General features: G+C 64.6%; 12 protein-coding genes. 9 read left to right on the top strand and 3 right to left on the bottom strand.

Features of this window, described 5'->3' with window-relative positions:
• Positions 1 to 5 precede the first annotated feature (5 nt).
• From RBB31_RS08735 to RBB31_RS08695, 9 genes are all read left to right on the top strand, one after another.
• Entirely contained in the window at positions 6 to 1,505 is a 1,500-nt protein-coding gene (locus tag RBB31_RS08735) for a CoA-acylating methylmalonate-semialdehyde dehydrogenase (RefSeq protein ID WP_306128897.1), read from the top strand.
• A gap of 77 nt (positions 1,506 to 1,582) precedes the next feature.
• A complete protein-coding gene (locus tag RBB31_RS08730) occupies positions 1,583 to 2,632 on the top strand; it encodes a nitronate monooxygenase family protein (RefSeq protein ID WP_306128896.1) in 1,050 nt (349 codons plus the stop codon).
• A gap of 88 nt (positions 2,633 to 2,720) precedes the next feature.
• Positions 2,721 to 3,854, top strand: coding sequence for a carboxylate-amine ligase (locus tag RBB31_RS08725; RefSeq protein ID WP_306128895.1), 1,134 nt, complete (start codon positions 2,721 to 2,723; stop codon positions 3,852 to 3,854).
• Between the two features lie 140 nt (positions 3,855 to 3,994).
• Positions 3,995 to 4,564, top strand: a complete 570-nt coding sequence (locus tag RBB31_RS08720; RefSeq protein ID WP_306128894.1) for a L,D-transpeptidase — start codon at positions 3,995 to 3,997, stop codon at positions 4,562 to 4,564.
• A 201-nt stretch (positions 4,565 to 4,765) separates the two neighbouring features.
• A complete protein-coding gene (locus RBB31_RS08715; protein ID WP_306128893.1) occupies positions 4,766 to 5,908 on the top strand; it encodes an acyl-CoA dehydrogenase family protein in 1,143 nt (380 codons plus the stop codon).
• A complete protein-coding gene (locus tag RBB31_RS08710) occupies positions 5,905 to 6,309 on the top strand; it encodes a hypothetical protein (RefSeq protein WP_306128892.1) in 405 nt (134 codons plus the stop codon). Before RBB31_RS08715 ends, RBB31_RS08710 begins: the two co-directional genes overlap by 4 nt.
• Positions 6,302 to 7,339 (top strand): enoyl-CoA hydratase/isomerase family protein, encoded by a 1,038-nt coding sequence (locus tag RBB31_RS08705; protein ID WP_306128891.1) that lies wholly within the window; start codon positions 6,302 to 6,304, stop codon positions 7,337 to 7,339. Before RBB31_RS08710 ends, RBB31_RS08705 begins: the two co-directional genes overlap by 8 nt.
• A gap of 14 nt (positions 7,340 to 7,353) precedes the next feature.
• A complete protein-coding gene (mmsB, locus tag RBB31_RS08700; RefSeq protein WP_306128890.1) occupies positions 7,354 to 8,229 on the top strand; it encodes a 3-hydroxyisobutyrate dehydrogenase in 876 nt (291 codons plus the stop codon).
• 192 nt (positions 8,230 to 8,421) lie between these two features.
• Entirely contained in the window at positions 8,422 to 8,760 is a 339-nt protein-coding gene (locus RBB31_RS08695) for an excinuclease ABC subunit A (protein ID WP_306128889.1), read from the top strand.
• A gap of 33 nt (positions 8,761 to 8,793) precedes the next feature.
• Here the strand turns inward: RBB31_RS08695 and RBB31_RS08690 are convergent, their stop codons facing one another.
• The 3 genes from RBB31_RS08690 to RBB31_RS08680 form a co-directional block, all read right to left on the bottom strand.
• Positions 8,794 to 9,162, bottom strand: a complete 369-nt coding sequence (locus RBB31_RS08690) for a hypothetical protein (protein ID WP_306128888.1) — start codon at positions 9,160 to 9,162, stop codon at positions 8,794 to 8,796.
• Positions 9,159 to 12,029 carry an excinuclease ABC subunit UvrA gene (uvrA, locus tag RBB31_RS08685; protein WP_306128887.1) on the bottom strand — a complete coding sequence of 957 codons (2,871 nt, stop codon included), beginning with the start codon at positions 12,027 to 12,029 and terminating at the stop codon, positions 9,159 to 9,161. The genes RBB31_RS08690 and uvrA overlap by 4 nt, the downstream gene beginning before the upstream one ends.
• 133 nt (positions 12,030 to 12,162) lie before the next feature.
• A complete protein-coding gene (locus RBB31_RS08680) occupies positions 12,163 to 12,720 on the bottom strand; it encodes a bifunctional 2-polyprenyl-6-hydroxyphenol methylase/3-demethylubiquinol 3-O-methyltransferase UbiG (protein ID WP_306128886.1) in 558 nt (185 codons plus the stop codon).
• Between the last annotated feature and the right edge of the window lie 173 nt (positions 12,721 to 12,893).

Here is a 12,893-nt window from a genome sequence, read left to right as displayed (position 1 = left end):
CCGACATGAAAGACCTGACGCATTATATCGATGGCGCGCGCGTGCCCGGCCAGTCGGGCCGTTTTTCCGACGTCTACAACCCGGCCACCGGCGAGGTTCAGGCCCGCTGCCCGCTGGCCAGCAAGGAAGAGTTCGACCAGGCGGTCGAGATCGCCGCCAAGGCGCAGCCCGCCTGGGGCGCCACCAACCCGCAACGCCGCGCGCGGGTCATGATGGAATTTGTGCGCCTTCTGAACCGCGACATGGACAAGCTGGCCGAGACGCTGAGCTCCGAGCACGGCAAGACCTTCCCCGACGCCAAGGGCGACGTTCAGCGGGGCCTTGAAGTGGTGGAATACTGCATCGGCGCGCCGCAACTATTGAAGGGCGAGTTCACCGACTCTGCCGGCCCCGGCATCGACATGTATTCCATGCGCCAGCCGCTGGGCGTCACGGGCGGCATCACGCCCTTCAACTTCCCCGCCATGATCCCGATGTGGATGTTCGCACCGGCGCTGGCCTGCGGCAACGCCTTCATCCTGAAGCCGTCCGAGCGCGACCCCTCGGTGCCGATCATGCTGGCCGAACTGATGGAAGAGGCCGGCCTGCCCAAGGGCCTGCTTCAGGTCGTGAACGGCGACAAGGAGGCCGTCGACGCGATGATCGACAACAAGACGGTGCAATCCATCGGTTTCGTCGGCTCGACCCCGATCGCCGAGTACATCTATGGCCGCGGCTGCTCCAACGGCAAGCGCGTGCAGTGCTTCGGCGGGGCCAAGAACCACATGATCGTCATGCCCGACGCCGACATGGACCAGGCCGCCGACGCGCTCATTGGCGCGGGCTACGGTGCCGCCGGTGAACGCTGCATGGCCATCTCGGTCGCCGTCCCCGTGGGCGACGAGACCGCGGATCGCCTGATCGAAAAGCTGGTGCCGCGCATCGAGAAGCTGAAGGTCGGCCCCTACACCGCCGGCGACGACGTGGATTACGGCCCCGTCGTGACCGCCGCCGCCAAGGAAAAGATCCTGGGCCTGATCGAGTCCGGCGTGCAGCAAGGCGCGGAACTGGTCGTCGACGGCCGCGACTTCAAACTGCAAGGCTACGAGGACGGGTTCTTCGTCGGTCCGCACCTCTTCGACAAGGTGACCCCGGACATGGACATCTACCAGCAGGAAATCTTCGGTCCGGTCCTGTCGACCGTCCGCGCCGGCTCCTACGACGAGGCGCTGAAGCTGGCGATGGACCACGAGATGGGCAACGGCACGGCGATCTTCACCCGTGACGGCGACGCCGCGCGTGACTTCGCAAACCGGGTGAATGTCGGCATGATCGGCGTGAACGTCCCGATCCCTGTGCCGCTCGCGTACCACACCTTCGGCGGCTGGAAAAAGTCGGCCTTCGGCGACCTGAACCAGCACGGCCCCGATGCCTTCAAGTTCTACACCCGCACCAAGACCGTGACGGCCCGCTGGCCCAGCGGCATCAAGGAAGGCGGCGAGTTCAACTTCAAGGCGATGGACTGATCGCCGTGCCATGAGGATACTGACCGGGCCGCGCGGGACACCGCCGCGGCCCGGTGTCGTTTTGAAAGGATCGAACGATGTGGCCTGACACGCGGCTTTGCGAGCTTCTGGGGATCGAGCATCCCGTCATCCAGGCCCCCATGGCGGGTACCACGACCCCGGCCATGGTCGCGGCAGTGTCGAACGCGGGCGGGCTGGGCTCGCACGGTTGTGCGACGCTGTCACCGGAAAAGCTGGCCGAGGATATGGAGGCGCTGGCGGGGGCCACGAACCGGTCGGTGAACCTCAACTTCTTCTGCCACGAACCGCAGGAGATTTCCGAGGATCATCATGCTGCACTGATCGAAGCGATGCGCCCGCATTACGAAGCGGCTGGCGCTCCCCTTCCCGATGAGATGCCGGCCCCGTCGTTTCAGCCCTTTAGACAGGCGCAGCTCGACTGCCTGCTGGCGCGCCCCCCGGCGGTGGTCAGTTTTCACTTCGGCCTGCCCGAGGATGCGGCCGTAAGGGCGCTGAAGGACAAGGGCTGCAAGATCCTGAGTTCAGCCACCACCGTGGCCGAAGCCCGCTGGCTGGCCGAGCGCGGCGTGGATGCCATCATCGCGCAAGGGTGGGAATCTGGCGGGCACCGGGGCCTGTTCCTGGAACTGGAGAACGACGCGCAGGTGGGGCTCTTTTCGCTGTTGCCACAGGTGGTCGACGCGGTCGATGTGCCAGTCATCGCCGCAGGCGGCATCGCCGACGGGCGAGGCATCGCCGCCGCCTTCGCGCTCGGCGCGGCGGGCGTGCAGATCGGCACCGCCTTCATCACCGCCGACGAGGCCCATCGCAAACCCCATCACCCCGAGGCGGTGGGCTTGGGCACCGACGAAAGCACCCGGGTCACGCGGGCCGGGTCGGGCCGCCCGGCGCGAGCGCACCGCACGCCATGGATCGACGCGATGGCTCAGGTGGACGCCGCCCCCTTCCCGCTGATGTATCACTACAGCCGCCCCCTCCTGGCGGCCGACGGCCCCGCGCACCAGTTCTCGCTTTACGGCCAGAGCGCGGCGCTTGCGCCCTCGGGCAATGCCGGGGAAAGGCTGACCGCCCTGGTCGCCGCGGCGATGGCGGCGATGGGCCGCTGACGCCGACCGCGCATCGCGCCGCCGCTGCACCAAACGCTTGCCAAACAGGCCCCTTTCCTGCTGGTATCGTCCGACAGGGAGGGCAGCCATGACCCACGACGGCCCCGATTTCACCATCGGCATCGAGGAAGAATACCTGCTGGTGGACCGCGACAGCCTCGACCTGGCCGAGGCGCCCTCCGGCATGATGGACGCCTGCGCCGAGGAATTGCAGGACCAGGTCGCGCCCGAGTTCCTCAAATGCCAGATCGAGATCGGCACCAAGGTCTGCAAGGACGTCTCCGAGGCCCGCGAGGACCTCAAGCGGCTGCGGGCCTGCGTGTCGAAGCACGCCGCCGCGCACAACCTCCTGCCCATCGCCGCGTCCTGCCACCCGTTTTCCGACTGGCGCAACCAGCACCACACCGACAAGGACCGTTACAACGCGCTCAGCGACGATCTGGCGGGCGTGGTGCAGCGCATGCTGATCTGCGGGATGCATGTCCATGTCGGGATCGAAAAGACGGACCGCCGCGTCGACCTGATGAACCAGCTGACCTACTTCCTGCCGCACCTGCTGGCGCTCTCCACCTCGTCGCCCTACTGGCAGGGGCACGACACCGGGCTTGACAGTTACCGGCTGACGGTGTTCGACAACCTGCCGCGCACCGGCCTGCCCCCGCGCATGGAAAGCTTTGCCGAATTCGAGCGCTCGGTGAACTCGCTGACCGATCTGGGCGTGATCGAGGACGCCAGCAAGATCTGGTGGGACCTGCGCCCCTCGTCCAAGTTTCCCACCATCGAATCGCGCATCTGCGACGTGCAGCCCCGGCTGGAACACACTCTGATGCTGGCGGCGCTGACGCAGTGCATCACCCGGATGCTGTGGCGGCTGGCCACCAAGAACCAGCGCTGGCGCATCTACGACCCCTTCCTGGTGAACGAGAACCGCTGGCGCGCGCAGCGCTATGGCACCCGCGAGGGCCTGATCGACTTCGGCCGCGGTGCGATCGTGCCCATGGCGGAACTGGCCGAGGAGCTGCTGGAACTGATCGACGAGGACGCCCGCTATTTTGCCTGCATCTCCGAGGTCGAGACCGTGCGCGAGGTGATGCGCACCGGCACCTCCTCCACGCGGCAGCGCCGCGCCTTCGACGCCGCAAAGGACGATGGCGCCACGCCGGACGCGGCCCTGCGCGCCGTGGTGCGCCACCTCGTCGAGGAATTCCACGCCGACCTGTAACACGGAGGCACGCGATAGGCGCGTTATCGCCGCCGCGGCCTTCAAACCTGCGTGAGCGGGCATAATGGCGCGGGTTTTCCCTTAACCTTTCCGCCGATCCGGTTAAATAGAGCCAGAATACAAGTACACGGAGCATTCTCATGTCCAAGACACGTTTTACACGCCGCGCCACTCTGCTCGGAGCCGCAGCCAGCCTTGCGGCCCCGTCCGTGCTGCTGGCGCAGGACAACGCGCCGCTGTCTTCGTCGGTCAAGCGCAACGCGTCCTCCTTCACGACGCGCGACTGGAACGATTATTTCGACAGCCTCGGCAACGGCCGTATCGTGTGCGACATCAATAGCCGCGCGGTACATCACTGGAACGCGAATGGCGTCTACTCGCTCTACCCCTCCTCGGTGCCGATGACCGATGAGCTGACCCGCCGCGGCTATACCGAGGTCGTGCGCAAGAAGGTCGGCCCGACCTGGACGCCGACCGAGAACATGAAGGCCCGCGACCCCAGCCTGCCCGATTTCATGGATGCCGGCCCCGGCAACCCGCTGGGCACGCACGCCATGTATCTCAGCTGGCCCGCCTACCTGATCCACGGCACCCACGACACCCGCAAGATCGGACGCCGCTCCTCCTCGGGCTGCATCGGCCTCTACAACGAGCATATCGCCGAGCTTTTCGCCAAGACCGAGGTGGGCACGCAGGTGCTGGTGCTCTGATCCCCGGCCACATCCCAAATCGCAAAAGGCGCGGCACGGTGGTGCGGCGCCTTTTTCTTTGGCAAGGGTGACGCCAGACCGCCCTTGATTCCGCGCCGCGTTCTGCGTCACCTTCGGATCACACCTTGCGACGCCGCCATGAACAGGTTAATTAAACACACGTTCAATTACTCACCCGGGTAAGACGAGGAGGACCCCGCGATGGATTTCGCGCTCAGCGAGGAACAGACCGCCATATTCGACATGGCCCATGCCTTCGGGCAGGATGCCATCGCGCCTCATGCCCACGACTGGGAGGCGCAGGGCACCATCCCGAAAGAGCTGTGGCCGCAAGTAGGCGAGCTGGGCTTCGGTGGTCTCTACGTCAGCGAGGAGTCCGGCGGCGCCGGCCTTTCCCGCCTCGACGCGACACTGGTGTTCGAGGCGCTCTCCATGGCCTGCCCCTCGGTCGCGGCCTTCCTGTCGATCCACAACATGTGCGCCCGGATGATCGACAACTTCGCCAGCGACGATTTCAAGGCCCGCGTCCTGCCCGACGTGATCCCGATGAAGACGGTGCTCTCCTACTGCCTGACCGAACCCGGCTCCGGCTCGGACGCCGCCGCGCTGAAAACCCGCGCCGCGCGCACCAACGACGGCTACACGCTCAACGGCACCAAGGCGTTCATCTCGGGCGGCGGCTATTCGGACGCCTATGTCTGCATGGTCCGCACCGGCGAGGATGGCCCCAAAGGCATCTCCACCGTCTATGTCGAGGACGGCACGCCCGGGCTCAGCTTTGGCGGGCTGGAAGACAAGATGGGCTGGCGCAGCCAACCCACGGCGCAGGTGCAGTTCGACGATTGCACCATCCCCGCCGACAACCTTGTCGGCGAGGAGGGCAAGGGTTTCAGCTATGCCATGGCCGGTCTAGATGGCGGACGCCTCAACATCTCCGCCTGTTCACTGGGTGCCGCGCAACAGGCACTCGACATGACCAAGGCCTACATGCGCGAGCGCAAGGCCTTCGGGCAAAGCATCGACCAGTTCCAGGCCCTGCAGTTCCGCCTGGCCGACCTGGAAATCGAGCTGCAGGCCGCCCGCGTCTTCCTGCGCCAGGCCGCTTGGAAGCTCGACACCAAGGCCCCCGACGCGACGAAATACTGCGCCATGGCCAAGAAATTCGTCACCGAGGCCGGCAGCCGGATCGTCAACCAGTGCCTGCAACTGCATGGCGGCTACGGCTACCTCGCCGATTACGGCATCGAAAAGCTGGTCCGCGACCTGCGCGTGCACGAGATCCTCGAAGGCACCAACGAGATCATGCGCCTGATCGTGGCGCGGCATATGCTGGCGGACGCATGATCGGCAACTGGTACTCCGCCTTGAAAGCCTCACGGCTCTACGGTGCGTTCCTGCGACACCGCGTCTGGACAGCAAGCGCGATCCAATCGACACATTTGCTGTTCTGTTTTCCCCTCGGGGCCTTGGGCCTGGTTTGGTTTTTTCTCCCAGGTCTTAGCTTGGGGCTTTGCCTGCCTGCGCTCGCCACGGTGTTTTCAACAGGTCAAAGCCTTGCGTTTCTCATGGCCTTATATGGTTTCTTCCTCTTGGCGACTGCCCCCATTTCCCTGCGTGTCATCAGCGATCTCTGCGTGGGGTATCTCGCAGGCTTCGCGAATGTCTTGGGGAATGCCAATCCATCGAATGAGTTTCGGAACGAAGCTGAATGCGACCTAGCGGAGTGGAGTGCAACGCATGCCTGACATCTCGATCCGCAAAACCGGCCGCGCGGGCCGCATCACCCTCACCCGCCCCAAGGCGCTCAACGCCATGTCCTACGACATGTGCCTTGCCATCGAGGCGGCGCTGGACGATTGGGCCACCGACGACGACGTGGCACTGGTCATCATCGACGCCGAGGGCGACAAGGCCTTCTGCGCGGGCGGCGACATCCAGCAGCTTTACGACACCGGCCGCGCGGGCGATTTCGCCTATGGGCAGACTTTTTGGCGCGACGAATACCGCCTGAACGCCAAGATCGCCGAATACCCCAAACCCTATATCGCCTTCATGCAGGGCTTCACCATGGGCGGCGGCGTCGGCATTTCCTGCCACGGCTCGCACCGGATCGTCTGCGACAGCAGCCAGATCGCCATGCCGGAATGCGGCATCGGGCTGGTGCCCGATGTGGGCGGGTCGATTCTTCTTGCCAATGCGCCCGGCCATATGGGCGAATATCTCGGCCTGACCACCGCCCGCATGGGCCCCGAGGACGCGATCCATGCCGGTTTCGCCGATTGCTACATCCCGCAGGAGAAATGGCCCGGCCTGATCGAAACGCTGGAGCAAAGCGGCAACCCCTCTGATCTCGACCCGCACAGAGAGGCGCCCCCGCATGGGGTGCTGCGCGACCGGCAGTCCGAGATCGACGCCCATTTCAACGGCGAAACCCTACAATCCATCCTTGCCAGATTGGAGGCCTCGGACAGCGACTTTGCCGCCGATGCGCTCAAGGCGATGCGGCGCAACTCGCCGCTCTCGATGGCCTGCGCTGTCGAGATGCTGCACCGCCTGCGCGGACCGATGGCCGATATCCGCCGCGCGCTCGAGCTGGAATACAGGTTCACCTTCCGCGCCATGGAAAACGGAGACTTCCTCGAAGGTATCCGCGCCGCGGTCATCGACAAGGACCGCAGCCCGAACTGGCAGCACGACCTCGCCAATCCGCCCGTCGAGGCGGCGCGCGACATGCTCGCGCCCTTGGGCGAGAACGAAATGACATTCGAGACCTGAGAAAGGGACTGACAATGAAAATCGGCTTCATCGGATTGGGCAACATGGGTGCGCCCATGGCCGCCAACCTGGCCGCCGCCGGGCACGAGGTGACAGGCTTCGACACCGCCGGCACCACCGCCGAAGGCGTGGCCGAGGCCTCCAGCGCCGAAGCCGCAGTGGCTGACGCCGACGTGGTCATCACCATGCTGCCCAACGGCCAGATCCTCCGAAGCGTGGCCGACGCCGTGATCCCGGCCATGAAAAAGGGCGCCGTGCTGCTCGATTGCTCCACCGTCGACGTCAACAGCGCCCGCGCCGTGGCCGAGCAGGCCAATGCGGCCGGCCTCGGTGCGCTCGACGCGCCGGTTTCAGGCGGCATCGGCGGCGCGCAGGGCGGCACGCTCACCTTCATGGTGGGCGGCGACGAAACCGCGTTCGAGACCGCCAAGCCGCTCTTCGACATCATGGGCCAAAAGGCGGTGCATTGCGGCCCCTCGGGCAACGGTCAGGCCGCCAAGATCTGCAACAACATGATCCTCGGCGCCACCATGATCGTCACCTGCGAGGCTTTCGCGCTGGCCGACAAGCTCGGGCTCGACCGGCAGGCGATGTTCGACGTTGTCTCGACCTCGTCGGGCTACAGCTGGTCGATGAACGCCTACTGCCCCGCCCCGGGCATCGGCCCGCAATCGCCGTCCGACAATGACTACAAGCCGGGCTTCGCCGCCGAACTGATGCTCAAGGACCTGACCCTGGCCATGCAGGCCGCCGAATCCGCCGACGCGGACACCCCCATCGGCCAGGCCGCCCGCGACCTCTACCGCCGCTTCGTCGAGGACGAGGACGGCAATGGCCGCGATTTCAGCGCGATGCTGCCCCGGTTCGAGAAACGCGGCCGCCAGGGCTGAGCCGCCTCTTCCTCTGGCCGTAAATATCCCGGGGGAGCGCCGAAACCTCGTTTCGGCGCGGGGGCAGCGCCCCCGTTCCACGGCATGCCACACGCGACCCGGCCAGACCGGCACGAAACCGCTCGCATACCCGATCGTGCGGAACGCTCCTTTTGCACGCGTGTTACGTGACAAAGCAAAAGGAGAACGCCAATGTGGAAGCCAATACTGACAGCCTCCGTCGTAGCCATGGCCCTTGCGGGCCCCGTTGCCGCCAAACCCAACTGCCCTCCGGGGCTGGCAAAGAAGGCCGTGCCCTGCGTCCCACCTGGCCAGGCGAAGAAACATTCGGGCTATGACCGTGACCGGTACGACGGATATCGCCGGGGCGACATCATCGACGGCGATTATATCGTCATCCGCGATCCGGGCCGCTACGGGCTGGACCCCTATGGCACCTATTACCGCGTCGGCGATCAGGTTTTGCGCGTCGATCGCGAGACCCGCGAAGTGCTGGATCTCATCGGGGCGGCGGCACGGGTTCTGAATTAAGAACGGCGACCAACTTCTTGAAATTTCTGTCCTTCAAGGGTTGACCGATACGCTCGGTCGCCCAACCGCGCCGGTGACATAGCCTTCACACCACGCCAGCCCTTCAGCCAGCATGACCTGGCCATCGGCGCCCCGAGGCAGGTCGCGCCACGCTGACACCCAGCCGTCGTAAAGCCTGTTTCCCGCCGTTTCCCCGTGAAACGCTTGCACACGCGCGCGCATCTCGGCGGCCCGGGCGCGCAAATCGGTTTCGAACGCGGCATCGCCGTCGCCAACCTCCAGCACGGCAAATAGCCCACCGCAGAAACAGGGCTCTTCCGCAAATCCGCAATCCGGCCCGGCCTGCGCCCACGCCCCGCAGGGCAGCATCAGCCCCAACAGGACAAAGGCAAACCGCCTCACTCCGCGGCGACCTTCCGCGCCGCCAACATGTCTTTCAGATAGCGCCCGGTATGGCTGCGCTCTACCTCGGCCACATCCTCGGGCGTGCCCACGGCCACGATCTCCCCGCCGCCATCGCCGCCCTCGGGGCCGATATCCACAATCCAGTCGGCGGTCTTGACCACGTCCAGATTGTGCTCGATCACCACGACCGTATTGCCACTTTCCACAAGCTCATGAAGCACTTCCAGCAGCTTCTTCACGTCCTCGAAATGCAGGCCCGTGGTCGGCTCATCGAGAATATAGAGCGTCCGGCCCGTGGACCGCTTGGCCAGTTCCTTCGACAGCTTCACGCGCTGCGCCTCGCCGCCCGACAGCGTTGTCGCCTGCTGGCCCACCTTGATATAGCCCAGGCCGACGCGAATCAGCGCATCCATCTTTTCGCGGATGCTCGGCACCGCCTTGAAGAACTCCTGCGCATCCTCGACCGTCATATCAAGAACGTCCGCTATGCTCTTGCCTTTCCACTGGATTTCCAACGTCTCCCGGTTGTAACGCGCACCGTTGCAGGTCTCGCAGGTGACATAGACATCCGGCAAAAAGTGCATCTCGATCTTGATGACCCCATCGCCCTGGCACGCCTCGCAGCGCCCGCCCTTGACGTTGAAGGAAAACCGCCCAGGCTTGTAGCCGCGCGCCTTGGCCTCGGGCAGCCCGGCAAACCAGTCGCGGATCGGCGTGAAGGCGCCCGTGTAGGTGGCCGGGTTCGAGCGTGGCGTGCGTCCGATGGGACGCTGGTCGATGTCGATGACCTTGTCCAGATGCTCCAGCCCCTTGATCGTCTCGCAAGGTGCGGGCGTCTGCCGCGCGCCATTGAGGCGCATCGAGGCCGTCTTGAAGAGGGTCTCGATGGTCAGGGTGGACTTGCCGCCCCCAGACACACCCGTCACGCAGACGAACTTGCCCAGCGGAAATTCGGCATCCACGCCCTTCAGGTTGTTGCCCGTCGCCTTGACGATCTTGATCTGCTTGCCATTGCCCTTGCGCCGCTCCGCCGGGACGGAAATCTCGCGTAGCCCCGACAGGTACTGCCCGGTAATCGAGTTCTTGTCCGCCGCGACCGCCTCGGGCTTGCCATGGCTGACCACATCGCCGCCATGCACCCCTGCACCGGGACCGATATCGAAGACATAGTCGGCGGTGCGAATGGCCTCCTCGTCATGCTCCACCACAATCACGGTATTGCCCTGGTCGCGCAGGTTCTGGAGTGTCTGCAGCAACCGCCCGTTGTCCCGTTGGTGCAACCCGATGGACGGCTCGTCCAGAACATAGAGCACGCCCGTCAGGCCAGACCCGATCTGGCTGGCCAACCGGATACGCTGGCTCTCGCCACCCGAAAGCGTCCCTGCATTCCGGCTCAGCGTCAGGTATTCGAGGCCGACGTTATTCAGGAACCCCAGCCGCTCGCGGATCTCCTTCAGGATCGCCCGCGCGATCTCATTCTTCTGTTGCGTCAGCGCCTCCGGCACGGTCTCGCACCAGTCGAACGCCTCGCGGATCGACATCTGCACCACCTGCCCGATATGGCGCAGGTCGTCGGGCTTGCCGATCTTCACCGCCAGCGCCTCTTCCCGCAGGCGATAGCCGCCGCAGGTGCCGCAGGGCCGGTTGTTCTGATACCGCTCGAACTCCTCGCGAATCCAGCTGCTGTCCGTCTCGCGATAGCGCCGCTCCATGTTGGGGATCACCCCCTCGAACACGCGGGACACCTGATAGACGCGGCCCCCCTCGTCATAGCGGAACTGGATCTCCTCGTCGCCCGAACCGTGCAGGAACACCTGCTTCACATGCGCCGGCAGGTCACGCCACGGCGTATTCGCATCAAATTCGTAATGTCGCGCGATGGCTTCGATGGTTTGCAGGAAATAGGGCGACTTGCCTTTCCGCCACGGCGCCAGCGCACCGTCATAAAGCTTCAGCGCCGCATCAGGCACCACGAGTTGTTCATCAAAGAACAGCTCCATCCCCAGACCGTCACAATCCGGGCAGGCCCCGAAAGGCGCGTTGAACGAAAACAGCCGCGGCTCGATCTCGGGGATGGTGAAGCCGCTGACGGGACAAGCAAAATTCTCGGAAAACGTCGTGCGTTCCGGCTCGCCTTCCTTCGGCGCGGTCTCGAAGATGGCGATCCCGTCGGCAAGGTCCAGCGCGGTGCGGAAACTGTCCGCCAGCCGCGTGCCGATCCCGTCCTTCACCACGATCCGATCGACCACCACATCGATGTCATGGCGGAACTTCTTGTCCAGCGTCGGCGGCTCGTCGAGGTCATAGAACGTGCCGTCCACCTTCACACGCTGAAAGCCCTGCTTGCGCAGTTCCAGGAATTCCTTGCGATACTCGCCCTTGCGGTCTCTTACGATGGGCGCCAGCAGGAAGGCCCGCGTACCCTCCTCCATCGCCAGCACCCGGTCGACCATGTCCTGCACCTGCTGCGCCTCGATGGGCTTGCCGGTGGCAGGGCTATAGGGCGTGCCGACCCGTGCGAACAGAAGCCGCAGGTAATCGTAAATCTCCGTCACCGTGCCGACGGTCGAGCGCGGGTTCTTGCTGGTCGTCTTCTGCTCGATGGAAATCGCCGGGGACAGCCCGCTGATATGGTCCACGTCCGGCTTTTCCATCATGTCCAGGAACTGCCGCGCATAGGCCGACAGGCTTTCGACATAGCGCCGCTGCCCCTCGGCATAGATCGTGTCGAACGCCAGGCTCGACTTGCCCGAGCCCGACAGCCCGGTGATCACCACAAGCTCGTTGCGCGGAATGTCCACGTCGATGTTCTTGAGGTTATGCTCGCGCGCGCCCCGTACTTCGATGTTCTTCAGCTCGGCCATACTGCCCCCGGTGTCTCACTCGTTGACAGATAGTTTACGGCGCTCCCTCTTCCAAGGGGAAAAACGGAACACAACAGGAACACGTGTCACCGGCTGTCAGCAGTGCCTGCTTTATCCACAGTTTATTTGCACATCACTTTCGCGCCAGCGCCCAGGAACAGATCGGAAAGGCCGGGTCATTGTCCAGATTGTCGCGCTCCGGGTCATATTCCGGCGGCCAGTCCTCACCCAGGTTCCGCAGTCCGGCCAGCCGGTTGCCCCATTGCTCGGACCGGATCCTGTCTTCCTCGAACCCGGCCTCGATCAACAGGTTCTTCAGCCCACGTGCCGTCCAGCGCGAGCAATCCACCGGGTCGCCGTGATACGGGATGAAGAACGGCACCGCGACCCAGAAATACCCGCCGGGGCGCAGCATCTCCAGCACATGGCGCGTCGCGGCATAGGGCCGGTCCAGATGCTCCCAAACCTGGTTGGCCAGCACGATATCGAATTGCCGCACCGTTCCCGCCTCGTCGGTATAGGGCCCGGCGCAAATATCATAGGCCGGAAAGCGGAACCGTTCATAGCTCTTGAACTCGTAACGACGGCCATGCTTGCCCGACACCTCGGCGGCCTCCATATCGGCAAGGTTCATGTCCTCGAACCATTTCCGGGAACTTTGGTACATCACGATACGATTGAGGCTCGCCATTCCGCTACACTTTCAAGGTGATCGACAAGCGCACCATCTCAGAAGCGGCCCGATGCGAAAAGCCCCGCACCGCTTCCTCTGGCCGGAAATATCCCGGGGGAACGTTGAAACGTCGTTTCAACGTGGGGGCAGCGCCCCCGCTTTTACCAAACCTGCGCGCCGCAGGCGCTCGA

It is taken from the genome of Roseovarius sp. MMSF_3350 (genome assembly GCF_030733425.1).
GTDB lineage: Bacteria > Pseudomonadota > Alphaproteobacteria > Rhodobacterales > Rhodobacteraceae > Roseovarius.
Note: the sequence above shows the minus strand (reverse complement) of the source record. Positions and strands in the feature narration are given on the sequence as shown.